The sequence below is a fragment of the Aeromonas sp. R7-2 genome (assembly GCF_040908105.1).
Lineage (GTDB): Bacteria > Pseudomonadota > Gammaproteobacteria > Enterobacterales > Aeromonadaceae > Aeromonas > Aeromonas caviae.
This window is the reverse complement of the sequence record NZ_JBFODC010000020.1, coordinates 160,737-187,081: the sequence shown is the minus strand read 5'-3', so window position 1 is coordinate 187,081 and position 26,345 is coordinate 160,737. Positions and strand designations below refer to the sequence as shown.

Annotated in this window: 21 protein-coding genes; 8 read left to right on the top strand and 13 right to left on the bottom strand. The window is 63.8% G+C overall.

Annotated elements, in window-relative coordinates:
* Positions 1–66: 66 nt before the first annotated feature.
* From AB5Y47_RS06250 to AB5Y47_RS06235, 4 genes are all read right to left on the bottom strand, one after another.
* Entirely contained in the window at positions 67–795 is a 729-nt protein-coding gene (locus AB5Y47_RS06250) for an MgtC/SapB family protein (protein WP_041213246.1), read from the bottom strand.
* Between the two features lie 182 nt (positions 796–977).
* Positions 978–1,352, bottom strand: a complete 375-nt coding sequence (locus tag AB5Y47_RS06245; RefSeq protein WP_043154730.1) for a hypothetical protein — start codon at positions 1,350–1,352, stop codon at positions 978–980.
* A gap of 371 nt (positions 1,353–1,723) precedes the next feature.
* Entirely contained in the window at positions 1,724–2,995 is a 1,272-nt protein-coding gene (locus AB5Y47_RS06240) for an NAD(P)/FAD-dependent oxidoreductase (RefSeq protein ID WP_039039227.1), read from the bottom strand.
* 52 nt (positions 2,996–3,047) lie between these two features.
* On the bottom strand, positions 3,048–3,233 hold the full coding sequence (locus tag AB5Y47_RS06235) for a DUF2892 domain-containing protein (RefSeq protein ID WP_041213243.1): 186 nt from the start codon (positions 3,231–3,233) through the stop codon (positions 3,048–3,050).
* Between the two features lie 86 nt (positions 3,234–3,319).
* Between AB5Y47_RS06235 and AB5Y47_RS06230 the strand changes: the two genes are divergently transcribed.
* From AB5Y47_RS06230 to AB5Y47_RS06210, 5 genes are read left to right on the top strand one after another with little or no spacing between them, the layout of a single operon-like run.
* Complete coding sequence (locus AB5Y47_RS06230) at positions 3,320–3,634, top strand: helix-turn-helix transcriptional regulator (protein WP_039039225.1); 315 nt, start codon at positions 3,320–3,322, stop codon at positions 3,632–3,634.
* A complete protein-coding gene (locus AB5Y47_RS06225) occupies positions 3,631–4,044 on the top strand; it encodes a YeeE/YedE family protein (protein WP_043154735.1) in 414 nt (137 codons plus the stop codon). The genes AB5Y47_RS06230 and AB5Y47_RS06225 overlap by 4 nt, the downstream gene beginning before the upstream one ends.
* Positions 4,045–4,057: 13 nt before the next feature.
* The gene (locus tag AB5Y47_RS06220) at positions 4,058–4,504 is read left to right on the top strand and encodes a YeeE/YedE family protein (RefSeq protein ID WP_043154736.1); all 447 of its coding nucleotides are present in this window, start codon (positions 4,058–4,060) and stop codon (positions 4,502–4,504) included.
* Positions 4,505–4,543: 39 nt separating this feature from the next.
* Positions 4,544–5,563 carry an efflux RND transporter periplasmic adaptor subunit gene (locus AB5Y47_RS06215; RefSeq protein WP_043154738.1) on the top strand — a complete coding sequence of 340 codons (1,020 nt, stop codon included), beginning with the start codon at positions 4,544–4,546 and terminating at the stop codon, positions 5,561–5,563.
* A complete protein-coding gene (locus AB5Y47_RS06210) occupies positions 5,556–8,726 on the top strand; it encodes an efflux RND transporter permease subunit (RefSeq protein WP_368220019.1) in 3,171 nt (1,056 codons plus the stop codon). Before AB5Y47_RS06215 ends, AB5Y47_RS06210 begins: the two co-directional genes overlap by 8 nt.
* A gap of 33 nt (positions 8,727–8,759) precedes the next feature.
* On the opposite strand, the gene AB5Y47_RS06205 is transcribed toward AB5Y47_RS06210, so the two are convergent.
* On the bottom strand, positions 8,760–11,147 hold the full coding sequence (locus AB5Y47_RS06205) for a diguanylate cyclase (RefSeq protein WP_368220060.1): 2,388 nt from the start codon (positions 11,145–11,147) through the stop codon (positions 8,760–8,762).
* A gap of 468 nt (positions 11,148–11,615) precedes the next feature.
* On the opposite strand from AB5Y47_RS06205, the gene AB5Y47_RS06200 reads away from it, so the two are divergent.
* Both AB5Y47_RS06200 and AB5Y47_RS06195 read left to right on the top strand, forming a co-directional pair.
* Complete coding sequence (locus AB5Y47_RS06200; protein WP_323925585.1) at positions 11,616–12,629, top strand: lipoate--protein ligase; 1,014 nt, start codon at positions 11,616–11,618, stop codon at positions 12,627–12,629.
* 176 nt (positions 12,630–12,805) lie between these two features.
* Entirely contained in the window at positions 12,806–14,500 is a 1,695-nt protein-coding gene (locus AB5Y47_RS06195; RefSeq protein ID WP_263309182.1) for a pyridoxal-dependent decarboxylase, read from the top strand.
* A gap of 72 nt (positions 14,501–14,572) precedes the next feature.
* On the opposite strand, the gene AB5Y47_RS06190 is transcribed toward AB5Y47_RS06195, so the two are convergent.
* The 7 genes from AB5Y47_RS06190 to AB5Y47_RS06160 form a co-directional block, all read right to left on the bottom strand.
* Positions 14,573–14,950, bottom strand: a complete 378-nt coding sequence (locus AB5Y47_RS06190; protein WP_263309183.1) for a copper-binding protein — start codon at positions 14,948–14,950, stop codon at positions 14,573–14,575.
* A 44-nt stretch (positions 14,951–14,994) separates the two neighbouring features.
* Positions 14,995–18,123, bottom strand: coding sequence for an efflux RND transporter permease subunit (locus AB5Y47_RS06185; protein WP_368220018.1), 3,129 nt, complete (start codon positions 18,121–18,123; stop codon positions 14,995–14,997).
* Positions 18,124–18,196: 73 nt separating this feature from the next.
* Complete coding sequence (locus AB5Y47_RS06180; protein ID WP_368220017.1) at positions 18,197–19,729, bottom strand: efflux RND transporter periplasmic adaptor subunit; 1,533 nt, start codon at positions 19,727–19,729, stop codon at positions 18,197–18,199.
* Between the two features lie 283 nt (positions 19,730–20,012).
* On the bottom strand, positions 20,013–20,501 hold the full coding sequence (locus tag AB5Y47_RS06175) for a hypothetical protein (protein WP_368220016.1): 489 nt from the start codon (positions 20,499–20,501) through the stop codon (positions 20,013–20,015).
* Between the two features lie 183 nt (positions 20,502–20,684).
* The gene (gene xthA / locus AB5Y47_RS06170; protein WP_010673667.1) at positions 20,685–21,491 is read right to left on the bottom strand and encodes an exodeoxyribonuclease III; all 807 of its coding nucleotides are present in this window, start codon (positions 21,489–21,491) and stop codon (positions 20,685–20,687) included.
* A gap of 252 nt (positions 21,492–21,743) precedes the next feature.
* Positions 21,744–22,706, bottom strand: coding sequence for an ion channel (locus AB5Y47_RS06165; RefSeq protein ID WP_368220015.1), 963 nt, complete (start codon positions 22,704–22,706; stop codon positions 21,744–21,746).
* Between the two features lie 58 nt (positions 22,707–22,764).
* Positions 22,765–24,411 carry a response regulator gene (locus AB5Y47_RS06160; protein WP_010673669.1) on the bottom strand — a complete coding sequence of 549 codons (1,647 nt, stop codon included), beginning with the start codon at positions 24,409–24,411 and terminating at the stop codon, positions 22,765–22,767.
* A gap of 269 nt (positions 24,412–24,680) precedes the next feature.
* Here AB5Y47_RS06160 and AB5Y47_RS06155 point away from each other — a divergent pair, with 269 nt between their 5' ends.
* On the top strand, positions 24,681–25,106 hold the full coding sequence (locus tag AB5Y47_RS06155) for an Hsp20/alpha crystallin family protein (protein ID WP_368220014.1): 426 nt from the start codon (positions 24,681–24,683) through the stop codon (positions 25,104–25,106).
* A 41-nt stretch (positions 25,107–25,147) separates the two neighbouring features.
* On the opposite strand, the gene AB5Y47_RS06150 is transcribed toward AB5Y47_RS06155, so the two are convergent.
* Positions 25,148–26,191, bottom strand: coding sequence for an FAD:protein FMN transferase (locus tag AB5Y47_RS06150; RefSeq protein WP_113725082.1), 1,044 nt, complete (start codon positions 26,189–26,191; stop codon positions 25,148–25,150).
* Positions 26,192–26,345 lie beyond the last annotated feature (154 nt).

The following is a 26,345-nucleotide window of genomic DNA, read 5'->3' as shown; positions in this document are numbered from 1 at the left end:
CCTTTCCTGTGAAAAAGCCCCGCCGGTTCCGGCGGGGCTTTTTGTGCTGCGACTGGTATGAGGGCGTCAATCGGTAATGCTGGCTCGCCAGAAGATCTGCTTGATGTGAGGGTGCTCCCCGAGCGTGTTCATCAGGGCATCGAGCTTGGTGCCATCGATGGCAGTGGCGAGCAGCGCCGCCGAGATCTCGAGATCCTGATCGCCGAAGGGGGTGATGTCGAGCTCGCTCAGGGGGTAGTGGGCCTGCTCCAGCATCTGCTCGAGCCAGGGCAGTACCTCCTTCTGGTGAGCGCGACCGATGAGAGCGGTCACGTGATAGGTCACTTCGGTGTCCATGTTGTCCACCGGGTCACGGTTTATCTGGTTGACCAGGGGGCGCAGCAGGGTGTTGGCGGCCAGCACGAAGAGGGCGCCGAGGATGGCCTCCAGGGCGAACCCGGCGCCGCAGGCGGCCCCGACCGCGGCCACGCCCCACAGGGTGGCAGCTGTGTTGATGCCCCGGATGTTGCCGGATTCCCGCATGATGACGCCGGCGCCGAGAAAACCGATGCCGGAGACGATGTAGGCCACCACGTGGACGACCCCGTAACTGCCACCATGCAGGTCATAGATGCGCTGGGCCAGGTTGACGAACAGGGCCGCCCCCACGGCGACCAGCACGTTGGTGCGAAGGCCGGCGGTGCGCTGGCGGTACTGGCGCTCCAGGCCGACCAGGCTGCCCAGCACGAAGGCGAGCAGCAGGCTGGCCAGGGTGTCGAGCAGGGCGAGAAAATCGAGTTGTTGCCACATTCTCATGAAGGGTCTCCTTCTGGGGATGCCGACCAGCCTGCTCCCCCGGGTTGTGTGAGAGACGGGTGGCAAGGTCGACATTGTGGTGAATGCAAGGGCGCGACCCGCCTCCTGACGGGGCGGGATGGCGCAGAACAGGGTACAGGCCCTTCACGGTTGCCCGGGAAGGACCTCGCCTCATTCGAGGGTCAATGCCTGGTGGCGTCGTCCCCGGCGCGGGGGCGCAGTTCCCAGCGTACCGGGTGGACAGCCCCGACCTGGTGGATGAACTGCACCAGATAGCGGCGCTGGGGCGGCGTGCAGTAGAGGCTCAGCACCAGCACGCGGCCTTCACCGCGCCCGGGCTTCATGGACTGCAGGGGACTGAGTCCGGCCGGTTGCAGGGTGTGGCTCACCGCCGCCAGCACCTGCTCCATGTCGGCTCTGTCTTCGCAGCGGATGTGCAGCCGATAGAGGTGCTGACGCCGTCTGCCACGTTGCCAGAGTGGTCGCAGGCCCCGCCCCAGTCTGCTCAGCAGGGAAGGGGATTTGTCAGCGACAGGGTTGTTTGAAATCAAGCGCATAGCAGCCTCCTTTTGGGAAGCAGAAACTATGCAGGCAAGGTGTCGGGGGATGAGTCCGCGTCACCTGACGTCAAGTGTGAAAAGCGGGGAAAAGAGGGATCCACTTCTCGCAGGGTGGCGAGTCGCGGCAGAGAATAACCTGCGGCTAGCTCGCGACCAGGGTGCCGACGACAAGGGCCGGCGTGCGTCTGTCACTTGATGAGTTGCCCACCGATGGTCTCCGCTAGTGATAAAGAGGCGACATGGTAGCCGATACGGCGGCCTGGGTAAACCCCGAGCCATTGATAGCAACATATTGAAACATAATAAAAAAGAGATGAAATCGCCGGTAAAGGGAGCCCTCTTCCCTTCACCGGCGGGCCCTTGGGGGGTTACCGGGTCTTGTCGATGCCCAGGTATTTGAGCATCAGTTTTTCATAGATGGGTTCGGTGTCGCCCACCTGCATCTTGTGCAGGAAATACTTCTCGAACGCTATCTTGGCCAGGTGGACCCACTTCCCTTTCTTGAACCAGGCGACGTTGCGCGGCGGGATCTGCGGCATGGCCACGAAGGCGGCCCCTGTGTCCCCCATGTCCGCCAGACAGATGGCATTCCACACCGCCCGGGTGACCGGGGGCTGGCCGTCCAGCTCCGCCTTGATGTTGTGGCTCAGGGTGCGCACCATGGCCTCGATCATGTAGCCGGTCTTGGGCACCCCGGTCGGGACCGGCGTCTTGTGCTGGGGCGGGATGGCGATGCAGACCCCGGCGGCGTAAATCTGCGGGAAGACAGGGTTGCGCTGGTGTTCGTCGACGATGACGAACCCGCGGGGATTGACCAGCCCCTCGAGGCCCCGCAGGGGGCTGATGCCGGCGAAGGCGGGCAGCATCATGGCATGCTTGTAGGGGAGGCTGTGAGTGCGCTTGACGTTGCCATCTTCATCCAGCTCCTCCACCGTCATCACCCCATCCCTGGCCGCCACGGTGCGGGCATTGCAGATCCATTGCATGTCGCGCATGCGCAGCTCGCTCTCCAGCATGCCCTTGGAATCCCCCACGCCGTTGAGGCCGAGGTGACCGATGTAGGGTTCGCTGGTGACGAAGGTCATGGGCACGTCCTTTCTCACCTTCTTGTCGCGCAGGTGGCGATCGAGGATGAAGGCGTATTCGTAGGCCGGGCCGAAGCAGGAGGCGCCGGGCATGGCACCGACGATCACCGGACCCGGTTCGTCGAGCAGCCCGTTGACACTGTGCAGGCACTCCTCTGCGTGGGAGAGGGTACAGACGCTGGCGGTGCCGCCCGCCGTCGGGCCTGCTCCCTGCACCTCTTCAAAGGCGAGTGCGGGGCCGGTGCAGAGCACCAGAAAGTCGTAGTGCAGGTGCTGGCCATCGGAGAGGCGGATCTGCTGTTCGAGGGGTTGCAACCCGGTCAGGGCGGCGTGGATGAAGCGGATCCCCTTTTTCTTCACATGAGGCTCTATCGGGAGGGAGATATCCTTGCGCTCTCGCCACCGGACCGCAATCCACGGGTTGGAAGGGTTGAATTCAAAGTCGGGTTTGTCGTTCACCAGGATGACGTCGTGCTGCTTGCCGAGTTCGGCCTTGAGCTCGTAGGCGGCCGACATGCCCCCCAACCCTGCCCCGATGATGATGATGGTTGCCATAATGAGCCTCCGCTCTATTACACGGCTCCTGTGAGCCAATATGTCCGCCTGCCTATTTGAGCCCCATTCGCCTGAGCACGGCGGCGGCGGGACAGACCCCGGTGAACGCGCTCTGGATCAGGTTGACCCCGACAAAGACGCTCAACCAGACAAAGCCCGGGTGGACCCAGGCCGTGAGCAGCAGCGACAGCAGCAACATGCCACCCGCGACCACTCTGACTCCGTTATCGACGGTCATTTCTCGTCTCCCTTTTGTTTAGTGATTGCTAATTTAGCGTTGTTTTATACAATAGAACAAATATCAGCAATTGCTAATTTAATCTTATGAGCCACTTCGACGAGATGAACCGACATGCGACTGCCGCCGCCGGCCTGCTCAAGGCGCTGGCTCATCCCGAACGCCTGATGGTGCTCTGCCAGCTGGTGGAAGGGGAGAAGGGGGTCGGGGAGCTGCTGGCCCACAGCCAGCTCGGGCAGTCGGCCTTCTCCCAGCAACTGTCGGTATTGAAGCGCCAGGGCCTTATCCGCTCGCGCAAAGTCTCCCAGCAGATCTACTACTCCCTGGTGAGCGAGGCGGCGGCCGATGTGCTGGCGGCGCTGCAAACCCATTTTTGTCACTCAGATGAGGAAATTCGATGATGGAAAGCCAATGGCTGCTCTCGTTGGGGGGCGGCATGCTGGCGGGGCTCTCGGCCCTGATCCTGATGTTGTTCAACGGCCGGGTGGCCGGGATCAGCGGCATTCTGGCCGGTGCAATGCAGTACAAGACCCCCTGGCGGGTGCTGTTTCTGCTGGGATTGGGACTGGGGGCCTGGCTGGCGCTGACCCTGGGTTGGGCCACCATGCCCGCCTTTGATGCCTTGCCCGGCTGGCCCGTGGTGCTGCTGGCCGGCCTGCTGGTGGGCATCGGCACCCGTCTTGGCAATGGCTGCACCAGCGGTCACGGCATCTGCGGCATGGGGAGGCTGTCGACGCGCTCCGTGGTGGCGACGCTCACCTTTATGGGGATGGGCGTGGCGACCGTGTTCTTTACTCACCACATATTCTGACGGGTTGATTGCCATGAAATTGCTGACAAGTGTGTTTGCGGGTCTGTTGTTCGGGCTGGGAATGGCCCTCTCCGGGATGATGGATCCGGCGCGGGTCACCGGGTTTCTCGATCTGGCCGGTGCCTGGGATCCCAGCCTGGCCTTCGTGATGGGAGGGGCCCTGGCTGTCTTCATGCCGGGCTACTTCCTGCTGGTGAAACCCCGTCGTCTGAGCCTGCTGGGGGAGCCCATGGCCCGGGTTCCCGCTCCCGTGCTGGATCGCCGCCTGATGGGCGGGGCCGCACTGTTCGGGATCGGTTGGGGCCTGGTCGGCATCTGTCCAGGGCCTGCCTTGAGTCTCATTTCCAGCGGACAACCCATGATATTGTTGTTCATCGGGGCCATGGCGGCCGGGATCCTGCTGGTGGACAAGGTCTGGAACAGGGTGCTGGAGAAGGCTCGCCAGCACCGTATTGCCTGAGTTTTCAAGGTGCCCATGAGCCAGGGAAGGAGAATCATGATGAACACAATCCGGTTGCTGGTGACCACCCTGCTGGTCATGACATCCACCCTGGTGGCGGCCGAGGAGGCCAAGGGGTCGCTGACGCTGACCCCGCAGCGCGTCACCGACTGGCTCACCCTGAGCGGTACCGTGAGCGCCATTCATCAGGGGACGGTCGCGGCCCAGACCAGTGGCCGGGTCTCCCGCATGCTGGTGGATGTGAACGACGAGGTACAGGCCGGGCAGCCCCTGCTCGAGATAAGCGGCAAGGAGCAGTCTGCCGCCGTGACCGGCGCCGAGGCGCGGGTGGCCAGGGCCCAGGCCCAGCAGGTGGAGGCCGAGCGCCAGCTCACCCGTTATCAGGCCCTCATCGCCAAGGGGGTGATCACCCGGGCCCAGCTCGACAACGCCCAGGCAACGGATCGGGCCGCCCGCGCCGAGGTCAATGCCGCCGAGGCCGCCCTCATCCAGGCCCGGGAAGCCTACGGCTATACCCGTATCCTCGCCCCCTACGCCGGGGTGGTGACCAGGCGGCTGGTGGAGCTGGGGGAGACGGTGGCCCCCGGTACGCCGCTGCTATCCGGTTTCTCCCTGGGCGAGCTGAGGGTGGAGCTGGAGCTGCCCCAGTCCGCACTGGCTCTCGCCGGCCAGCCGTCGGATGTGCAGGTGCTGCTGCCCGGTGGCAAGGCCGTGACTCCCGTCAAGCTGACCCGCTTCAACTACGCCGACAGCCAGAGCCACAGTTTCCGGCTGCGCCTCGATCTGCCGCCGAACACGGCAGGGGTGCTGCCCGGCATGTGGCTCAAGGTGCAGCTCAAACAGGGTGAGCGTCAGGTGTTGCAAGTGCCGGAGCCCGCCCTGCTGCGGCAGGGGGAGTTCAACGGCGTCTACCTCAAAGAGGGGGAGGGCTGGGCCCTGACCCCGGTGCGGGTCGGCCACTGCGAGGCTGGGCTGTGCGAGGTCCTGGCGGGTCTCAAGGGCGGTGACACCCTGGCCCCCGATGCCTGGACCCGTCAACAGGAGGTGTCCCATGAGTAGCGAGCTGAACGGCAACCATGGCCACCTGGGGCCGGCGGGTCGGCTGGCGGCCCTGTTTCAGGGCTCGGCCATTACCCCGCTGCTGGCGCTGGTGGGGCTCTTGCTCGGCCTCTTTGCCGTGCTGGTGACCCCCAAGGAGGAGGAGCCCCAGATCGATGTCACCTTCGCCGATGTCTACATTCCCTTCCCGGGGGCCAGCCCGGCAGAGGTGGAGTCCCTCGTCACCACCCCTGCCGAGCAGGTGGTCTCCCAGATAAAGGGGATAGATACCCTCTACTCCTTCTCCCAACCCGATGGCGCCCTGCTGGTGGTGGTGTTCAAGGTAGGCGTGAGCCGGGAGCAGGCCATCGTGGATCTCAACAACCAGCTCGACTCCAACCGCGACTGGTTGCCACAGGGGATCGGAGTCGGTCAGCCGCTGGTAAAACCCCGGGGGATCGATGATGTCCCCATCGTCAGTTTGACCTTATGGAGCAAAGAGGGGAGCAAGCAGCTGGGGGCCCCCGATCTGACCCGGGTCGCCCATGAGCTAGAGACCGAACTCAAGCGCATTCCCGGTACCCGGGACATCTACAGCCTGGGGGGACAGCGCGCCGTTCTGCGGGTGATCCCGGACCCGGCGGCCCTCAGCGCCCATGGCATCAGCTGGGGCGAACTTAGCCAGCGTCTCTCGGCCGCCAACCGGGTGGGCAGCGAGCAGGCCGTGGTGCAGGATAACCGGGAAATCAAGGTGCAGGTGGGGCAGTTCCTGCAAAGCGAGCAGGAGGCCCGGGAGCTGGTGGTGGGGTTGCGCGACGGCAAGCCCGTCTATCTCGGTGAGGTGGCCCGGGTGGCGCTTGGGGAAGAGACCCCGGTCCAGCGCAGCTGGATGGGGCAGGGGCAAGCCAGCTACCCGGCGGTGACCCTGGCCATCGGCAAGCAGCCGGGGCAGAACGCGGTGGAGGTGGCTAAGCGGGTGGAGGCACGGGTCGAGAGCCTCAGGAACCGGCTCATCCCGGCTGGCGTCGAGGTGACGGTGACCCGTGACTACGGCGTCACCGCCGAGACCAAATCCAACACCCTCATCGGCAAGCTCATCTTTGCCACCACGGCGGTGGTATTGCTGGTGCTGGTGAGCATGGGGTGGCGCGAGGCGCTGGTGGTGGGGGTCGCCATCGTCATCACCCTGGCACTGACCCTGTTCGCCTCCTGGGCATGGGGCTTTACCCTCAACCGGGTGTCCCTCTTTGCGCTTATCTTCTCCATCGGCATCCTGGTGGATGACGCCATCGTCGTGGTGGAGAACATCCACCGCCATCGCGGCCTGGGCAAGGGGTCCCTCAAGGATCTCATTCCGGGCGCGGTGGACGAGGTGGGGGGGCCGACCATACTGGCGACCCTGACCGTCATCGCGGCCCTGCTGCCCATGGCCTTCGTCAGTGGCCTGATGGGCCCCTACATGAGCCCCATCCCCATCAATGCCAGCATGGGGATGCTTATCTCCCTGCTGGTGGCCTTCATCTTCTCCCCCTGGCTGGCCAATCACCTGCTCAAGCGCGAGGGGCATGTCGCCCACGGGGAGGCCAAAGTCGGGCTCTTTCACCGTCTGATGACCCCTTTCCTGATGGGGGCGGGTGCCAAAAGAGCGAGACATAAGCTCTGGCTGGTCATTCTGCTGTTGGTGGCGGGGGCGGCCGTCATGCCCGTGGTGCAGTGGGTGGTGCTCAAGATGCTCCCCTTTGACAACAAGTCGGAATTCCAGCTGGTGCTCGACATGCCGGAGGGGGCGACCCTGGAGCAGACCGAGCGCACCCTGCTGGCGGTGGGTCGGGAGCTTGCCAGGGTGCCCGAGGTGAAGGATTACCAGATCTACGCCGGCACCGCCGCCCCCATCAACTTCAACGGGTTGGTACGCCACTACTTCATTCGCAGCGGCGCCAACGTGGGGGACCTCCAGGTCAATCTGGTGGACAAGCATGAACGGGATCGCAGCAGTCATGAGATTGCCCGGTCGGTGCGTGCGCCCTTGCAGGCCATCGCCAGCGCGGCAGGGGGCAATCTCAAGGTGGTGGAGGTGCCCCCGGGACCGCCTGTCTGGTCACCTATCGTCGCGGAAGTGTATGGCCCGACGCAGGCCGCTCGCGAAGCCGCTGCCCGCGCCGTAGAGGCCCGCTTTGTGGCCACGGCGGATCTGGTGGACGTGGACATCTATCTGACCGACCCCCAGCCCAAGTGGCGGCTGGTGGTGGATCGCGCCCAGGCGGCCCTGATCGGGGTCGATCTCGGGGATCTGGTGGCGACCCTCAACGGGGGCGTGGGTTATCAGGATGCCAGCTGGCTGCAGGGGCAAGGCGCCAAGTATCCGGTACCGATCCGTATCGAGCTCGCCCCCGGTGACAAGCGGGATCTGACCGGCATCCTGGCCCTCAAGGTGCGCAGCCAGAGCGGCCAGCTGGTGCGGGTCTCCGAGCTGGTGAGCCGTCGTGACGAGGTCGCCCCCAGCTACCTCATGCACAAGAACATGCAACCCATGGTGATGGTGGTGGCTGACATGGGCGGCCATGCCGACAGCCCGCTTTACGGCATGTTTGCCGCCGGTGCCGACATCTCGATGCCACAGTATTACGTGCATCAGCCCGACAAGCTGGGGGAGGTGGCGCTCTTGTGGGACGGGGAGTGGAAGATAACCTACGAGACCTTCCGCGACATGGGGCTGGCCTATGGGGTGGGGATGATCCTCATTTACCTGCTGGTGGTGGCCCAGTTCCGCTCCTATCTGGTGCCGCTCATCATCATGGCCCCCATTCCGCTCACCCTCATCGGGGTGATGCCGGGTCACGCCCTGCTGGGGGCCCAGTTCACCGCCACCTCGATGATAGGGATGATTGCACTGGCCGGGATCATCGTGCGCAACAGCATCCTGCTGGTGGATTTCATCGAGCAGCAGCGGGCGAGTGGCATGGCGTTCGAGCAGGCGGTGATCGAGGCGGCGCAGGTGCGAGCCAAACCCATCATGCTGACGGCGCTGGCGGCCATGATAGGGGCGCTTTTCATCCTGGATGACCCCATCTTCAATGGCCTCGCCATCAGCCTTATCTTCGGGATCCTGGTTTCCACCCTGCTGACCCTGGTGGTGATCCCGCTGCTCTACTACAGCCTGCTTGTTCGCCGAAGTCAGAGGTAAACACAGGGGGCACGTGCCCCCTGTTTTCTGGCATCACACCGCCTCGCGGGCATCGCAGGTTTTCATCAGGGGGAAATAACGGCGATCCGCCTGGCTCATGTGACCCACGACCAGCTCCTGGATGATGAAGTTGAGCAGGGCATCGTTGCCAAGGGTGCCCGCCTGTGCGGCCGCCATCAGCTGACCGGCTTTTTTCAGCAGATGCTGGTGCTCCTGGCGATGGGCCGCCAGCTCCTCATAGCCATATTGCGCGAGGACCTGCTCTTCGAGGAGGAAGTGCTGGCGCGCCATCTCGAATATCTGCGCCATGTCTGCCAGCAAGGCATCGGGATGGATGCCGGGATCCTGCATGTGCTCGAGCAAGCGGTTGGCCAGCAGGTAGAGCTGGCGGTGGTCCGCATCGATGCGGGGGTGGCCGCATGCGTGGGCGGGCTGCCATTGCAGGGTGCCGGGGAGAGGATCCTGCCCGGTGGAAAACAGGCAGACCCTGCCCCGGCCATGGTGCTTGGCCTGATACATGGCCTGATCGGCGTGGTGCATCAGGGTCTTGGGGTCGGTGCCGTGATCCGGATAGAGGGCGACCCCTATGCTGCCGGAGATGCGCAGCGCCTGCTGTTCAAGCTGGAAGGGGTGATGCAGGCAGTGGTGCAGCTTGTCGGCGACCGCGAGGCCTGAGACATCCGTATCGGGCAGCATGATGACAAACTCGTCCCCCCCAAGGCGTGCCACCAGGTCTTCTTCCCTGACGCACTCCCCCATGCGCTCGGCCACCAGCTTGAGCAGCAGGTCGCCGGTTTCGTGGCCGAAGGTGTCATTGATGGGCTTGAAGTGGTCGAGATCGATGAAGACCAGGGCCAGGGGCTGCTGTGGAGCCTGCTCCAGGGTCTCCTTGAGCCGCTGTTGCAGCAGGCGGCGGTTGGCCAGGCCGGTGAGGGGGTCATAGAAGGCGAGGCGGCGCATCATCTCCTCCCGGGCCGAACGTTCGGTGACATCCCGGGTCACCCCCAAAATGGCGTCCGGTCTTGTGCTGGTGCTGCCGTGCAAGGTGGTGACCGTCTCGATGGTCACCAGATGACCCTGCTTGTGGCGCAGCTGGGAGTGGATGACGCACCGGGTCTGTCCATGATCCCCCCGTTGCCAGGCCTCGAGGGAGACGGTGATGCCGTCGCGAAGCTGTTTCCAGGACTCATCGGGGAGCAGCTGGCGCAGGGAGAGGGCAAAGAGTTCGGCGGGTTCATAGCCGCTCAGGGATGCGATGGCGGGGCTGATGTAACGAAAACGCAGGCTATTGGTATCCATGGTCCAGATCACGTCGCCGCTGTTCTCCGCCACGAAGCGGTAGTGCTGCTCGCGCTGGGCCAGTTCCCGGGTGAGCCGCTGTCGGTCACTGGCCTCTTCCCGCAGACGCAGATAGAGGTGCAGGAAGACGCCGAGCAGGGCCAGCAGGGAGAAGGAGATCAGCATGGCGATGGCCACGCTCCTGTCGAGCAGTTGGCGCTGCTGGCGAAGGCTCGCCTGGGTACTGTTGTAGAGGAAGGGGGTGAGGTTGGGCACCGCCTTGATCATCCCGGCCTCCTGGTAGGTGCGGGCGATCTGCTGCCAGCGATCCTGCTGCATGTAACCGGGCTCGATGATGTCGGGCTGCATCAGGGTCCGGGTTTCACGGGCCTCGAAGGCGAGCGCCTCGCGCCCGGCCCCGCTGGGGTAGTGCTCCAGGATCAGGTTGATCATCTCCTCGGGATGATCCATGGCATAGCGCCACCCCTTGAGGCTGGCCTGCAAGAAGCGCTGGACCCGCTCCTGCTGGTTGATGACCTCACTCTCCGAGGTGAAGAGGTTGTCTCCGTAGAAGTCGTAACCGATGTCGCGGGGGCTGAACACCCGGAAGGGAATGCCCAATTGCTGCAGGGTGAAGGGCTCGGTTGTGCTGTAGGCGCTGATGACGTCCGCCTCGCCCCTCAGCAGTGCCTGGACCCCCCGCTCGTAGGGCAGGGTCTCCCACTGCCGGCTGCGGGTGTAGCGATGCAGGTAGGTGAGCAGCTCGTTGGAGCCGGGTTCGAGCATCAGCCGCTTGTTGGCCAGATCGCCCGGGGTCTGGATATCCGGCCGCTCCAGGGTGATGAGCATCAGGGGGGAGTGCTGCAACATGGCGGCGAGCACCACCACAGGGCGGCCTGCTGCCCGGGCCAGCAGCAGATCGCTGCCGCGGATGCCGAACTGGGCGCGACCCGTGGTGACTTCATTGATGACGTCGGTGCCCAGCCCCGCCTCCCGCAGGGTGACCTGCAGGCCGGCCTCCCGGTAGAACCCCTTGGCGATGGCGGCGTAGTAACCGGCAAACTGGAACTGGTGCTGCCAGGGAAGTTGCAGGATGACGCGCTCATCCGCCCTGAGGTGAGCCGTGGTCAGGGTGGCAATCATCACCCAGAAGGGCAGAAGCCAGCGTACAGGCTGGCGAGATGCATCGGACTCCGTCATACCGCTGTTCTCTCGGGAGGTGCTCTTCTGGCTAGAGTCAAACAATTTCCTGTTATTCGCAAGGGGAGCAAGCCCCAATAAGATGGGGCGCGGGAGGCAGTAAAAGTCATTTTTGTGTCATTCATCACGTCAATGGGCGTCACGGCTCATTTTGAAACCTTGTCAACCCGTCACCGGCCCGGTGACAAGGGCATAAGGTGTCATTCCAGGAGGGGTGGCTGCCGCCTCTCTTCTCGCCTGTTAATGATAAGCTGCATGTTTTCGGCGACTCCCTCTTGTCTTCTCCTGTCGTATCAGAAGTTGATGCTCTTGCCCCGATCGGGTGTCGACCTGTGGCGGTCGGGGGACGCCTTCCTTCGTTCAGGGTGGTATGGTAGTCATCCGTTTCCTGTTTTCCGAGAAGGTCCTGTCATGTCTTCCTTGCGCCTGCTGCTCTCCGATTCCCACGATCCCCTGTTCAACCTCGCGGTGGAGGAGTGCATTTTTCGCCAGATGGACCCGGCCCAGCGGGTGCTGTTCCTGTGGCGCAACGACAATACGGTGGTGATAGGCCGGGCCCAGAACCCCTGGAAGGAGTGCAACACCCGCCGCATGGAAGAGGACGGGGTGACCCTGGCCCGGCGCAGCAGCGGGGGCGGCGCCGTGTTCCACGACCTTGGCAACAGCTGTTTCACCTTCATGGCGGGCAAGCCCGGCTATGACAAGAGCGTCTCCACCACCATCGTCATTGATGCCCTCGCCAGACTCGGCGTGAGCGCTTTTGCCTCTGGGCGCAACGACCTGCTGGTGGCGACCCCGGACGGGGATCGCAAGGTGTCGGGTTCGGCCTACCGGGAGACCCATGATCGCGGCTTTCACCACGGTACCCTGCTGCTGGACGCCGATCTCGGCCGCCTCGCCCACTACCTCAATCCCGACCCCAAGAAGCTGGCGGCCAAGGGTATCAGCTCGGTGAGAAGCCGGGTGGCGAACCTTGGCGAGCTGTTGCCTGGCCTGGGTCATGAGCAGGTGGTGCAGGCCCTGTGCGACGCCTTCTTTGCCCATTACGGTGAGGTGGTGCCGCCCGAGCACATCTCCCCCGAGCGGATGCCCGACCTGCCCGGCTTTGCCGAGACCTTTGCCCGCCAACGCAGCTGGGAGTGGAACTTCGGCCATGCTCCCGCCTTCAGCCACCTGCTGGAGGAGCGTTTCCCCTGGGGTGGGGTCGAGCTTCATTTCGACGTGGAGAAGGGGGTGATAGGAAGGGCACAGATCTTCAGCGACACCCTGGCCCCTGCGCCCCTGGATGACCTGGCCGCACGCCTGCCCGGGGTGGCCTATCGTCCCGACGCCATCGCCGCGTTGCTGCGTCAGTGGCGGGCGACGTTTTCGGCCAACTCCGAGCTGGAAGGGTTTTCGGCATGGCTGCTGACCGCCCTGCGCTGACCTTGCCCATGGCCAGGATCACAAGATGAACAGGGGAAAAGAGGGGAGAGAGGGCGCGGCGCCCGTCAGGGCGCCAACATGACAAAAAGTAGGGCAGACCATTAGTTATTGTCTCTGTTGATAGAGGTGTCACTGGAGTATAAAAACCGCACCTCAGCAGTATCAATGGTATAAAAATGAATCACTTGGTCTATCTGAAAGATGAGGGCGTCAACGCCGTCTCCCCCGAATTCGCCCGCCGTTTTGCCGCCGTCAAAGCCCACTTCTTCTCCCGCAACCCCGACCTCTGGCCGGTCTTTCGCGAGCCCGGCTTTGCCACCCTCAACGAGTTTCGCGCCCGTGGACTTGCGCCGGATGCGCGGCTCAATGCCTGGCCCGATGGTCGCGCCCGCCTCGCGGATCTCTGCGAAACCATGCCGGTGCCAGCCACCATGCGCACCCCGGGGGAGCCCATGGCCGAGCTGCTGTTTGCCGGCGCCTTGTCAAAGGATTGGGAGAACCCCTCCAGCGTCGAGAACGTCATCACCATGTCGGCGGATCCCGCCATCTATGGCGCCCAGATGGGCATATTGGCCAACCCCAACCTGGTCTACTCCGAATACGCCGGGGTGGCGGAGGAGCTGGAGAAGAAGGTGGTGCGCCAGATAGCGCTGCTGGCGGGTTATGACCCGGCCCGCGCCACCGGCATCTTCACCCAGGGAGGGACGTTTTGTAACCTCTACGGCTACCTGCTCGGCATCCGCAAGAGCCTGCCACAGGCCAAGCACAAGGGGCTAGGCCATTATCAGGACTACCGCATCATCAACTCCCAGGGCGGTCACTACTCCAACATCACCAACCTCTCCCTGCTCGGGGTGGACATCGAGAACAAGACCATCCGCATCCAGGTCGGCGAGAACAACGACATCGATCTCGACCACCTCGAGCGTACCCTGACCGCCTGCTTTGCCCTTCATCACGTGGTGCCCACCATCATGCTCACCATGGGCACCACCGACACCTTCGGGGTGGATAGGGTCAAACCCGTGGTCGAGCTGCGGGATCGCCTCTGCGAGCGCTTCGAGGTGGCGGTCAGGCCCCACATCCACGTGGACGCCGCCATCGGCTGGTCGATGATCTTCTTCCTGGATTACGACTTTGCTGCCAACCCGCTCGCCATCAACGCCGCCACCCTGGCGGGGATCGAGCGCAACGTGAGCCGCTTCGCCGAGCTCAGATACGCCGACTCCTTCACCGTGGACTTCCAGAAGTGGGGCTATGTGCCCTACACCTCCAGCCTGGTGATGATAAAAGAGCAGAGCGATCTCAAGGCGATGGAGAACGATCCGGAGAACTTCTCCTACTTTGAGCGGGACATCCAGGGTCAGACCCACCTGCAATCCACCATCGAGTGCTCCCGTGGGGCTAGCGGCCTGTTCGGTGCCTATGCGGCCCTCAACTACCTGGGGGTGGAGGGGTATCGCACCGTGCTGGCCCACTGCCTGCAAAACGCCAACTACTTCCGCTTCCGGTTAAGCCAGCTCGGCAACGTCAAGCTGGTGGCCCAGGAGAATCAGGGGCCCAGTGTCGGCTTCAAGATCTACAACCCCGAGTGGGTGCAGGACCCGGAAGCCGAATTCGCCTTCGAGCTGGCCCGCAGCCCGGATGCGGCCTACAAGGCGCGGCTGGCACGCAACACCGACTACCACCGCAGCCTGTTCAAGGGACGCGGCAAGGTGGGGCTCTACACCAACTGGGTGGAGGCGGTGGCGCACTCGGAATACGACGAGCGCGGCAAGTACTCCTACATCGCCGGCGAGAAGGCGGTCTTTATGAACCCCGCCTGCACCCGCGAACAGATCGACGCCTTTATCGCGCATATTCGTGGCTGAAAGAGCCACATCTTGTGATGTCATAAATAAAGACGGCGGATGATCCCGCCGTCTTTATTGAAATGACTCCGCTTACTGTTTCTGGATGGCGGTCACGGTGAGCTTGCCGGCCGGGTTCTCGGCGTGAAAGCGCACCGCATCCCCCACCTTCAGATCCTTGAGCAGGGCTGGATCAGCCACCCGAAAGACCATGGTCATGGCGGGCATCTTGAGGTTGTCGATCGCCTCGTGCTTGATCCCGACCTTGCCGCTCGCGGCATCGAGGCGGGTGATGGTCCCCTTGATCAGGGTCTGCTCGGTTTGCATGGCGGCCATGTCGTGGCCCTCATGGTTCATCCCCTCCATTTGCGCCATGTCGTGCCCCTGGTGGTTCATCATCTCCTCGGCCTGCAGGCTGGTGTTGGTGGCAAGGCCGAGCAGCAATGTCAGGGTCAACGTCTTGTAATTCATGATCTTTTCCTCGTCGTTTATTCAAAGTCGGTGGTGAAGTCGGGTCAATCGGCTTGCCGGGTTTCGGTCTTGCCAAGGCTGCGGCTACGCCACAGGTAATAGGCGGCGGGCAGCACCAAGAGGGTCAGACCTAAGGCGCTCACCATGCCGCCAATCATGGGGGCGGCGATGCGCTGCATCACCTCGGAGCCGGTGCCGTGGCTCCACATGATGGGCAGAAGGCCCGCGATGATGGTCACCACCGTCATCATTTTGGGGCGCAGGCGCAGGGCGGCGCCGTGGATCACTGCCCGGTGCAGGCCCGCCTGGTCCGGCTTGCCGCAGGCGACGAGGTCATCCCAGGCGTGGTTGAGGTAGACCAGCATCAAGACGCCTGTCTCCACCGCCACCCCCGCCAAGGCGATAAAGCCCACCCCTACGGCGACTGACAGGTTGAAGTCGAGCAGCCAGAGGGTCCAGATCCCGCCCACCACCGCCAGCGGCAAGGTGGTGAGAATGAGCAGCACCTCCTGAACGTGGCGAAACGCCAGATAGAGCAGCAGCACTATGATGGCGACCGTGAGCGGCACCACGTAGGCGAGGCGCGCCTTGGCCCGCTCCATGTATTCGAACTGACCGGACCAGGTGAGGGCGTAGCCCGCTGGCAGCACCAGCTGCTTACCCACCTCGGCCTTGGCTTCATCGACGAAGGAGCCGATGTCACGGCCACGAATGTCGACGTAGACCCAGCCGTTGAGGCGCGCGTTTTCACTGCGCAGCATGGGGGCCTCGTCGCTGATGTAGACCCGGGCCACGTCCGCCAGGGCGATACGAGCGCCACTCGGAGTGACCACCGGCAGCAGCTCCAGGCTCGCCACCGAGTCGCGATAGCTCTGGGGGTAGCGCAGGTTGATGGGGTAACGCTCGCGCCCCTCGATGGTCTGGCCCACCTCCATGCCGCCCACTGCGGTGGCGAGCACCGCCTGCACGTCGGCGATATTGAGGCCGTAGCGGGCCGCCTTGAGCCGGTCTATGTCCACCTTCACATAGCGGCCGCCCGCTACCCGCTCGGCGTAGACCGATGAGGCGCCCTCCACCTTGCCGATGATCTGTTCCAGCTGCTGGCCGAGCTGCTGGATCACCTTGAGATCGGGCCCCGCAATCTTGATGCCGACCGGGGTCTTGATGCCGGTGGCCAGCATGTCGATGCGGGTCTTGATGGGGGGCACCCAGGCGTTGGTGAGACCGGGGAAGCGGATGAGGGAATCCAGCTCCTCCTTGAGCTTTTCCGGGGTCATGCCGGGTCGCCACTGATCGCGGGGCTTGAGCTGGATGCTGGTCTCCATCATCACCAGATCGGCGGGGTCGGTGGCCGATTCGGCGCGCCCCGCCTTGCCGAACACGTTCTGCACCTCGGGCACGGTACGAATGAGCTTGTCGGTCTGCTGCAAAATCTCCCGCGCCTTGCCCACTGAGATATTGGCCGCCGTGGTGGGCATGTACATGATGTCCCCCTCATCGAGCGGCGGTATGAACTCAGAGCCCAGGTACTTGAGCGGCCAGAAGCCCGCCACAGTCACCACGGCGGCGATGGCCAGGGTGGTTTTCGGACGAGCCAAGACGGCTTTCAGCAGTGGCACATAGCCCTGGCTCAGCCAGCGGTTGAGCGGGTTGGCCTGCTCCGCCAGCACCTTGCCACGGATGAAGTAACCCATGATCACCGGTACCAGCGTGATGGCGAGCCCGGCCGCCGCCGCCATGGCATAGGTCTTGGTGTAGGCGAGGGGGTGGAACATCCGCCCCTCCTGCGCCTCCAGCGCGAACACCGGCAGGAAGCTGATGGTGATGATGAGCAGGGAGAAGAAGATGGCGGGCCCCACCTCGATGCTCGCCTCGGTGATGATGCGCCAGCGGTTCTTGTCGGTGAGCGCCTCCCGCTCCATGTGTTTGTGGACGTTCTCGATCATCACGATGGCACCATCGACCATGGCGCCGATGGCGATAGCGATGCCGCCCAGCGACATGATGTTGGCGTTGATCCCCTGCAGGTGCATCACGATAAAGGCGGTCAAAATCGCAATAGGGAGGGAGATGACCACCACCAGCGACGAGCGCAGGTGGAACAGGAAGGCGAGGCAGACCAGCACCACCACCGCGAACTCCTCCACCAGCTTGCCGGAGAGGTTGTCGATGGCTCGCTGGATAAGGTCGGAGCGATCGTAGACGGTGACGATCTCTACTCCTTCCGGCAGGCTGCTCTTCAGCTGGGCGAGCCGCGCCTTGACCCCGTCGATGGTGTGCTGGGCATTCTCGCCATAGCGCATCACGATAATGCCGCCCACAACTTCCCCTTCGCCATTGAGCTCGGCCAGACCGCGCCGGCTCTGGGGGCCGGTGACTACATCCGCCACGTCACCCAGCAGCAGCGGGGCACCGCGCACAGTGGTGCCGAGGGGAATCTGTTTTAAGTCCTCCACGCTTTTCAGATAGCCGTTGGAGCGCACCATGTACTCCGCTTCCGCCATCTCGATGACGGAGGCGCCTGTCTCCTGATTGCCCTGCTTGATGGCTGTCTCGATAAGGGAAAGCGGGATGCCGTAGGCGCGCAGCTTGTCCGGGTCGACCCGCACCTGATACTGGCGCACCATGCCGCCCACGGTGGCGACTTCGGAGACCCCGTCCACCGTCTGCAACTCGTACTTGAGGAACCAGTTCTGCAGGGAGGTGAGCTCGCTGAGATCATGCTTGCCGGTTTTGTCCACCAGCGCGTACTGATAGACCCAGCCCACCCCGGTAGCATCGGGGCCGAGTTGGGGGCGGGCGGAGGTGGGCAGATTGGGGGCCACCTGACTCAAATACTCCAGCACCCGGGCGCGGGCCCAGTAAAGGTCGGTGTTGTCGTCAAACAGCACATAGACGAAGGAGTCGCCGAAGAAGGAGTAGCCGCGCACCGTGGTGGCCCCCGGCACCGCCAGCATGGCGGTGGTGAGCGGGTAGGTCACCTGATCCTCCACCACCTGAGGTGCCTGGCCCGGATAGGCCGTCTTGATGATCACCTGCACGTCGGAGAGATCCGGCAGGGCATCCACCGGGGTTTGCTTGACCGACCAGAGCCCCCAAGCGGTGAGCATGAGGGTCAACAGCAGCACCAGAAAGCGGTTGCCGATGGACCAGCGAATGATGGAAGGGATCATGATTGGGCTCCTTGCTCATTGGGTGCAGAGAGCGAAGAGCGGTTGCCTGTCAGGTAGCGAATGATGGCAGGGATCATGACTTCTTCTCCATCTCGGGCATCGCCATCTGACGCTGGCTATGGTCCATGCCTTCCATCTTGCCCATCTCACCTGCCGCAGGCTTGGCGTCGCCGTCAGTGGCGGGGGCCTTCTCCTGATGGATGCTGGTGATGCGGTACTCATCCCCCTCCTGCATTACTTGCAGGTGCAGGGTCTGTCCCTCGGCCAGCTTGCTGATATTGACCCCTTCGGCGACGGTGAACTCCATCTCCATGGCGGGCCACTGCCACTCGGGGATGGGCTGGTGGGAGACCATCAGGGTGCGGTTGGCCAGATCGATGCTTTCAACCTCGCCCTGAGTCCACACCTGGGCGGGGCGTACCGCCGTCATGCGCTGGAAGTCCGAATCGATGGCCGACTCGGAGTCGAGCAGGAACTGGGCCGAGCTGACGATGTTATCCCCAGCCTCTACCCCTGCCTTGATGGCGACCTTGTCGCCAAACTGGGGGCCCAGGGTGACAGCGACCGACTTGAAGCTGCCATCCCCCAGTGCCAGCACCAGCCTGTCCTGGCTGCCGGTGCGGATCACCGCTTCGCTCGGCACCACCAGTTGCGGCTCTCCCTTGCCCGCCTGAATGGTCACCTTGGCAAACATATTGGGTTTCAGGAACTCGTCCGGGTTGGCGAAGCGCAGCCGCACCTTGAGGGTGCGGGTGGCAGCATCCAGAGTCGGGTAGAGGTAATCCACCTTACCTTGCCAACTGCGACCGGGGGCATAGTCGAGGGTCATGGTGACCGGATCGCCCACCTTCAGCTGGGCGGCCTGACGTTCGAACACCTCGGCGCTCACCCACACCTGCTTGAGGGTACTGATGTTAAAGAGCGCTGCGGCGGGCTCCACATACTGGCCCTCGCGCACCTTCAGCTCGGAGACATAACCGCTGCTGGGGGCATAGATGCGCACAGTCTCCTGCACCTGACGGGTGCGCTTGAGGGCCGCAATCTGATCAGCCGGTACCTGCAGAGATTTGAGCTTGCCCTCGGCGGCGCGCAGCAGCAGTGGATTGGCGGTGTTGAGGGCGAGCAGATACTCGTGCTGGGCGTTGACCAGATCCGGGGCGTAGAGCTCGTAAATAAGGCTCCCCTTGCTCACCTGCTGCCCCTCGCTCTTGATGGCGAGGGTGCGGATCCAGCCCGCCATGCGGGCGTTGACCGCCTCCAGCTTGTCCTCGTCATAGCCGATATAGCCCACCGTCTCGATCTGCTGGTGGATGGGGAGCTTCTCCACCTTGGCGAGCCGCACCCCCAGGTTCTGCTGGATCTCGGGGCTGATGGTGACGGTGCCCGGTGAGCCGCCCTGTTTTTCCTCATAGACGGGGATGAAGTCCATCCCCATGTTGTCCTTGGCGGGGGCATCGCGCTTGTCGCGGGGATCCATGGGGTTGACCCAGTAAAGGGGCGTCTTCTCCTTGGCTGCAGTGCCAGCGGAGGTCTGTTTGGCGGCCCAGTAGCCGCCACCGGCACCGAGGGCCAGCAGCAGGGCGGACATCAACAGCGTCTTGTTCATGACAAGCCTCCGGCGCGCGGGAGGCGAAGGGAGGGCTGGCACGGCTGCGCACAGGCAGACCGGGTAACGGGGGTGGATGACATGGTATCTCTTCTCTTCTGTCAGGCCGCCAGTGTGGTGGTGCGCGCGGGCAGGGCATCACCATGAGGCGGCAAACGGGGCGCAGCTGTATCAGCGCGCACGGCTCCCTGCGAGCGGGCCGGTTTGGCCAGGGCGCAGGGTCAGGCAAGGCGGCAGAAAACGGGCAAGCCGAGGCGTGCTGTTGCCGCGAGAGAAGCGCTTTCTAGTGGCGCAGCACCGACAGCATCAGGTGTCGGCGCGGCCAGGAGGGAGGGTGGGCACCACGCAGGCGCAGGAAGAGATCCCGCAACCAGTTGTCCAGCAGGGGGGCGAGGCGCCACGAAGGGAGCAACAGCAGGGGAAGCAGCAGTGACAGCAGCAGGCCGAGCAGGGGCGGCGCACTGGTGGCGCCGAAGAGGCCGCTCTGCATCTGGCACTCCTCCCCGGGCGGGGCCGCCTCACTCAGGGGGCCGCCGTGGCAGGAGAGGGAAGCTGTGTCGGCCTGGTGCATGGCGGTGTGCTGCATCGGCTCGCTCTGGTGCCGTCCATGAGACAAAGGGGACTGCGCCGGAGTCAGGATGGATGCGGATGCACTGCTTGGCAGGGCGGTGGCCGCCCCATGCCAGCCGATGCACAGGGTGAGATTGCAGACGAGCATCAGCCCCAGCAACAGCCGGGCGATGAACGTGGTGGGCAATCTCGATGAGAGCATGGGTGGTTTCCCTGTGACGGATGGGCCGAATCTAAACCTTGCCGAAAGGAGAAGGTCAAGGCCTGGCAAGCGCCGTCTGCCTGGGAATTGACATGGATTAAGAAAGGGCGGGGCAGTGAACAGAAAAAGCCCCCGCATGGGCGGGGGCAGGTTCTTTTGGCGAGGGCTAGCCTGGCGTGGGGATCAGGCGAAGCAGGTCCAGATGGGGGCGTGATCCGAGGGCTTGTCGATGCCGCGCAGCTCGTAGTCGATGCCGGTCTCGGTCACTTTGTCCTTGAGGGCGTCGGAGGCCATGATGAGGTCGATGCGCAGGCCCCGGTTCTCGTCAAAGCCCCTGGAGCGGTAGTCGAACCAGGAGAAGCGCTCGCACTCGGTGGGGTTGGCGGCGCGGAAGGTGTCGGTCAACCCGAAGCCTTTCAGGCGCTCCATCCATTCCCGCTCGATGGGCAGGAAGGAGCACTTGCCATCCCGCAGCCAGCGCTTGCGGTTCGCCTCGCCGATGCCGATGTCGAGATCCGTGGGGGAGATGTTCATATCCCCGATCAGCGCAATCTGGTCGTCCGGGGTGTGGTGGGTCTCGAGGTAGTGCTGCAGGTCTTCATAGAACTTCTGCTTGGCCGGGAACTTGGTCTCGTGATCCTGGCTCTCCCCCTGGGGGAAGTAGCCGTTCATCACCTTGATGACGGAGCCGTCTTCCCGCTTGAAGCTGGCCATGATCATGCGGCGCTGGGCATCTTCCGGATCGGTGGGGAAGCCCTTTTGCACCTCGATGGGAGCCTGCTTGCTCATGATGGCGACCCCGTAGTGCCCCTTCTGGCCGTGGAAGACCACGTGGTAACCCATGGCCTCCACATCCGCGACCGGGAAGGCTTCGTCGTGCACCTTGATCTCCTGCAGGCCGATCACGTCCGGCTGGTGCTTGTCGATAAGGGCTTGCAACTGATGAAGACGGGCGCGCAGGCCATTGATATTGAAAGAGATGATCTTCATGTTCGGGGTGCTCATGTCGTTTTTGTTCGTCGCTTATTGGACTAGGAATCCGCGATGGATGCAAGTTCGGGGACTGTGACTGGCGCAGCGGCTCGGTAATCTGTTCACGATCTGTCGCGTGAGTCTGTCAGCAAGGTGACGCGCAGCAGAGGAACCTGAGTGTATATGTATACATGAGAGCGCCTGGCGACACATAAGCGAGCAGCACATGAGCCTTGGAAGCGGCTTCCCAGCAAGATCGTGGACAGGTTTCTAGCGGGTCATCTTCTTGACAAACACCACCACGAACAGTGCCAGCGTGAAGCTGCCGGTAAAGGCTTCGAAGGCGGCAAAGATCCGCGACAATCCCACCGGGGTGAAGTCCCCATACCCCAGCGTGGTGAAGGTCACCACGCTGTAGTAGAGGCACTCCATCAGGAAGATGGTGTTCTGCTCCAGAGGAGCGTCCGGGCGATAGATGAGGTGGGTGCCCGCGAAGTTGAGGCCGCAGAAGAAGTAAAAAATGCTGCAGATGACGATGAGCAGCAGGGAGAAGAGTACCACCCGCATGGGGGCCTCGCCGTAGCCGCAGAAGAGATCCACTATCCAGGAGGCGAAGCGGCGGTAGGACCAGAACGGCATCTGCAGGCGGCGCATGGTGAGCTCCTGCTGGATGTAGCGACCGGACATGGTGAAGATGCCCTGGGCCTCCGAGGCCTTGCGCAGATCCCGGTAGGTCTCCTCCGCCTCCTTGAACCAGACGCGGGCCTGCGCCGGGTCCCGCTCGCGGCGCCCCTTTCTGTCCTGCATCAGCCGCTTGCCCGTCTCCAGGTTGTCGAGGCGGGTGTTCTTCCAGCGGATGCCGAGCAGGTTGACGTCGTCGAGGGTGGCGCAGTGGAGGTTCGCTTCGCTCAGATCGGCCTTCATCAGGCTGCCGCCCTTGATGCGAATGCCGTAGAGATGGGCACCTCGCAGGTTGGCGCGATAGAGGTTGCACTGCTCCAGCAAGAATCCCTCCGGACCCTGCCTGTTCACCAGGTTGAGATCCGCCAGCTCGGCGCGGGCCAGTTGCAGGCCGTGGCACAGGCCTCCCTGGCGCACATAGCGCTCCAGCGCCTCGGCGGTATCAGGGGTGTTGTGGGCCGCAGCGGGGTCGTGCCAGCGGCAGAGATCATGATCCTCTGCCTCTTCGGTGCAGTGGCGGCCATCGGCCACCAGGTATCGGCACATTGCCATGGTGTTGCCCCTCCCTTCCCTGAGTCAGTATCAGCATAGGTGAGGGGAGGAGGGGGATTCAGCTGTGCTGATGATATTCCTGGCGCAGCTTGCGAAAACGTTCCTGCTGGGCGGGGTTGAGGGGGATGCCCTCCAGCACCTCCAGGGTCTCCTTGCACTCGGCGCCAAACTCCGGGCTCTTGCGGTTCTTCTGCATGAGTTGCAGCAGCACCTGGATCTTGTTGAGGGCGGCCCCGGTATTGGCGGGCGCCCGGCGCAGGGCCTCGCGAAAGTGGCCGAGGGCCTGCTCCAGCTCCCCGGCCTGATAGGCCTTGATGCCCAGATCGTTGAGCTGCTGATAGCGCTGGCGCCGCTCCTGCACCGTCTTGTCATCCCGGGTCACCTGGATGCAGGTGGTGAGCAGCCGATCCTCATCCTCCGCCAGCAGGGGTTGCAGGCTCTCGGCGTACTCGAACTCCCCGAGCTGATAGAGGGCGAGTATGGTCTCGCCAAGGAGGGCCGGAGGCATGGTGGCGGGCTCGTCCAGCCAGTTCTGGTTGGCGCGATAGAGCATCTTCTTGCCCTTGAGCAGCTCCCCCAGGGCGATGCGCACCCGGGCCTGGCAGATCTGCTCGAACACCGGGTAGTTGAACTCCGACATCATCAGGGAGTCGCGGATGCGCGACAGGGCGGAGTTCACCTGCTTTTGCAGGTTGGCGATGTGGTAGCCGTCGTTGCTGTTGAGGGCATAGAGGGTAAGGGTCTGGATATAGGCCCCGAGATAATGCGGCGTGCGGTGGATCGAGTTGCGCGACAAGTCGATGAGGGCGAGCAGCACGTCCTTTGCCTGGGCGTAGTCGTGCCGTTGCAGGCACACCTCCGCCAGACGGCGGGAGAGCTGCACCGACTGGGGAGAGATGTCCACCGCCCGGCGCAGCTCCTGCTGGGCCTGCTCGTCATTGCCCAGCGCCAGCAGGGACTCCGCGAGCCAGAGGTAAGCCTCCACCATCAGGGGGGTGTGTTTCAGGGTGGCTTGCAGGTGGCTCACCGCCTCCTCGTGCAGACCCAGGGTATGGCACGCCTTGCCCAGGGTGAGGCGAGCCCAGCTGTTCTCCTGCCCCGCCAGCAGCTGGCGCATCAGGCTGCGGGCCTCCTTGGCCTGGCCCAGCTTGAGCTGGGTATCGGCCTGCAGGCAGCGGCAGAAGTTGGCAAAGCGGGGCACCGCGTCCGCCTGTTTGGCACAGGCCTCCACCAGGGCGGGCAGATCGTCCCGGGTGAGGGCGCTGAAGACGCTCTCCAGCGCCTGGCGACGGGCGAGGGCACGTTTGAGACGAAACGAGAACTGCTCCTGGGAGAAGGGCTTCATCAGGTATTCGTCGGGCTCGGCTTCCAGCGCGCTCAGCACCATGGCGCGGGAGCCGTCGCTGCTGACCATGATCACCACGCTTTGGGGCGGAATGAGTTGCTGATCCCGCAGGCTTTCCAGCAACTGGCGGCCGTTCTCGCCCGCCCCCAGCTCATAGTCGAGCAGATAGATGTCGAAGCTCTCTTTCTGGCAGCGGCGGCGCGCCTCGTCGGCGGAGTTGGTGTAGGTGATGCGGTTGATGCCGATGTTGATCAGCATCGCCTTCATCATCATCTGGAAGGAACGCTGTTCGTTGACCAGCAGGATGCGCTTGGGCTTGGGCTGGGGTTTCTTCTCGGGTACGGAGTCCGGTGTCTGCATCTGTCTGGCATCAAGGCGCTACGGGCTGGTGGGAGAAGTGTGCCACCAAAGTCCGCAGGCAGGCAATTGCACATGGGGAGGGGCCCCGGTTTTTCCCGCAGACCTTGGGTGAAAAAAGGGTGTCTTGCCTTTGATCCCGGTCAAGGGAAGGCGAGTTGGCACTGGCAGGCGCTGTCCCGGTTTTTAGACTTGAAGAGCGTCAGCATGCGGGAGGCAACAGAGGGCAGAGTGCCCGTCTGCTCCCTTGCCCGCTCACAAGGAGGGATCAGATGAGTTTGCTACCAAGTCGCACCAGCCTGTTTGATGACCTGTTCCACGACATGGCCTCCGGCTTCTACATCCGCCCCCTGCACGGGGACTCGTTGCCCGGCCAGATCAAGCTGGATCTGCGGGAGAGCGGGGATGACTACCTGCTGCAGGCGGAATTGCCCGGGGTGGCGAAGGAGGACATCCACGTGGACGTGCACGGCAAGCTGGTGACCCTGAAGGCGGAGATCCGCCAGTTTGACAGCCAGAACAAGGATGAACGGGCCCTGCGCAGCGAGCGCTACTATGGCAGCGTGTCGCGCAGCGTCGAGCTGCCGGTGGAGGTGTCGCCAGAGCAGGTGAGCGCCCGCTTTGACAACGGCATCCTCACCCTGCGCCTGCCCAAGCAGGCGGCCAGCCCCGCGCCCCACCGCATCCCCATCGAATAGGCGGTCAGTGAACGAGGCCCCGCACTGCGGGGCCTCGTCATTCAGGGCTGCTTGCGCACCAGATAGGGGGCAAACTCGGGGGTGTGGCTGGCGGCAAAGCCCGTGGCGGTCTTCTCGATGAGATAGACCGCCAGCTTGTGCTCCCTGGCAAAGGCCATCGCCCGCTCGGGGCCCATCACCATGAGGGCGGTGTCGAGGGCATCGGCCTCCAGGGCCGTGGGGGTGATGACGGTGGCGGAGACCAGCTTGTGGGTCACGGGCTCGCCGGTGGCAGGATCGATGATGTGGGAGTAGCGCTTGCCGTCGAGCTCGTAATAGTTGCGATAGCTGCCGGCGGTGCTCACCGCCATGCCGCTCGGGGTCACCACGTCCTCGATGGCGCCCGGTCTGTCAGAGGGCTCGACGATGGCCACCCGCCAGGGATTGCCCTTGTCGTTGTGCCCCTTGCTGCGCACCGCCCCCGCCACCTCGATGAGGTAGTTGTGGACCCCTTTTTGCTCCAGCAGCCCGGCTATCTCGTCGGAGGCCGCCCCCTCGCCCAGGGTGGAGAGATCCAGATAGAGGTCTGGGATGGCCTTGCCGAGCAGGAAGTGATCCCCCTCGGGGGTCAGGGTGAGCTTGTCGATGCCGACCCGCTCCCGCGCCTTGGCGATCTGCTCTGCGCCGGGCCGCCTGACCGGGCGCTTGTCCGGCCCGAATCCCCACAGATTGACCAGGGGGCCCACGGTGACATCGAGAACCCCCCGGGTGAGGTGCCCGGCGTCAATCCCCTGTTGCACAATCTTCGCCATGGTGGCCGGGATGACCTGGGGGGGCTGCCCCGTTCCCTGATTGAAGCGGGAGATGAGGGAGCCCGGATCATAGGTGGAGATCTCCTTGTTCAGGCGTGCCAGCAGCGCCTCCACCTCCTGTTGCAGTGCCCCCTGTCCGCCGGGGAAGGGGTCGCTCAGGGTCACCGCATAATAGGTGCCCATGGTGTTGCCCTGGATGCGGGTCTGGGTTGGGGCCGGCTGGCAGGCGCCAAGCAGCAGGATCAGGGAGAGCAGCAGGGTGCGCGCCAGCGCAGGCGCAAAGGGGAACTTCATCTCTCATTCTCGCGGGAGTCATCGACGGGGGAGCAGCTTAGCCAACGGCTGTGGTGTTGGCGAGTGGCCGTGGGCGGGAAGGCCGCAAATAATTAAGCTGGAGGGGAATTTGATCAACCCGCTTTGGGCCCGGGGTCGGGAGAAAAGAAGTGAC

What these genes read in the sequence shown, in the direction of transcription:
- AB5Y47_RS06250 (WP_041213246.1), bottom strand. Translation starts at nt 795, where the DNA reads ATGAGAATGTGGCAACAACTCGATTTTCTCGCCCTGCTCGACACCCTG.
- AB5Y47_RS06245 (WP_043154730.1), bottom strand. Translation starts at nt 1,352, where the DNA reads ATGCGCTTGATTTCAAACAACCCTGTCGCTGACAAATCCCCTTCCCTG.
- AB5Y47_RS06240 (WP_039039227.1), bottom strand. Translation starts at nt 2,995, where the DNA reads ATGGCAACCATCATCATCATCGGGGCAGGGTTGGGGGGCATGTCGGCC.
- AB5Y47_RS06235 (WP_041213243.1), bottom strand. Translation starts at nt 3,233, where the DNA reads ATGACCGTCGATAACGGAGTCAGAGTGGTCGCGGGTGGCATGTTGCTG.
- AB5Y47_RS06230 (WP_039039225.1), top strand. Translation starts at nt 3,320, where the DNA reads ATGAGCCACTTCGACGAGATGAACCGACATGCGACTGCCGCCGCCGGC.
- AB5Y47_RS06225 (WP_043154735.1), top strand. Translation starts at nt 3,631, where the DNA reads ATGATGGAAAGCCAATGGCTGCTCTCGTTGGGGGGCGGCATGCTGGCG.
- AB5Y47_RS06220 (WP_043154736.1), top strand. Translation starts at nt 4,058, where the DNA reads ATGAAATTGCTGACAAGTGTGTTTGCGGGTCTGTTGTTCGGGCTGGGA.
- AB5Y47_RS06215 (WP_043154738.1), top strand. Translation starts at nt 4,544, where the DNA reads ATGAACACAATCCGGTTGCTGGTGACCACCCTGCTGGTCATGACATCC.
- AB5Y47_RS06210 (WP_368220019.1), top strand. Translation starts at nt 5,556, where the DNA reads ATGAGTAGCGAGCTGAACGGCAACCATGGCCACCTGGGGCCGGCGGGT.
- AB5Y47_RS06205 (WP_368220060.1), bottom strand. Translation starts at nt 11,147, where the DNA reads ATGATTGCCACCCTGACCACGGCTCACCTCAGGGCGGATGAGCGCGTC.
- AB5Y47_RS06200 (WP_323925585.1), top strand. Translation starts at nt 11,616, where the DNA reads ATGTCTTCCTTGCGCCTGCTGCTCTCCGATTCCCACGATCCCCTGTTC.
- AB5Y47_RS06195 (WP_263309182.1), top strand. Translation starts at nt 12,806, where the DNA reads ATGAATCACTTGGTCTATCTGAAAGATGAGGGCGTCAACGCCGTCTCC.
- AB5Y47_RS06190 (WP_263309183.1), bottom strand. Translation starts at nt 14,950, where the DNA reads ATGAATTACAAGACGTTGACCCTGACATTGCTGCTCGGCCTTGCCACC.
- AB5Y47_RS06185 (WP_368220018.1), bottom strand. Translation starts at nt 18,123, where the DNA reads ATGATCCCTTCCATCATTCGCTGGTCCATCGGCAACCGCTTTCTGGTG.
- AB5Y47_RS06180 (WP_368220017.1), bottom strand. Translation starts at nt 19,729, where the DNA reads ATGAACAAGACGCTGTTGATGTCCGCCCTGCTGCTGGCCCTCGGTGCC.
- AB5Y47_RS06175 (WP_368220016.1), bottom strand. Translation starts at nt 20,501, where the DNA reads ATGCTCTCATCGAGATTGCCCACCACGTTCATCGCCCGGCTGTTGCTG.
- xthA (WP_010673667.1), bottom strand. Translation starts at nt 21,491, where the DNA reads ATGAAGATCATCTCTTTCAATATCAATGGCCTGCGCGCCCGTCTTCAT.
- AB5Y47_RS06165 (WP_368220015.1), bottom strand. Translation starts at nt 22,706, where the DNA reads ATGGCAATGTGCCGATACCTGGTGGCCGATGGCCGCCACTGCACCGAA.
- AB5Y47_RS06160 (WP_010673669.1), bottom strand. Translation starts at nt 24,411, where the DNA reads ATGCAGACACCGGACTCCGTACCCGAGAAGAAACCCCAGCCCAAGCCC.
- AB5Y47_RS06155 (WP_368220014.1), top strand. Translation starts at nt 24,681, where the DNA reads ATGAGTTTGCTACCAAGTCGCACCAGCCTGTTTGATGACCTGTTCCAC.
- AB5Y47_RS06150 (WP_113725082.1), bottom strand. Translation starts at nt 26,191, where the DNA reads ATGAAGTTCCCCTTTGCGCCTGCGCTGGCGCGCACCCTGCTGCTCTCC.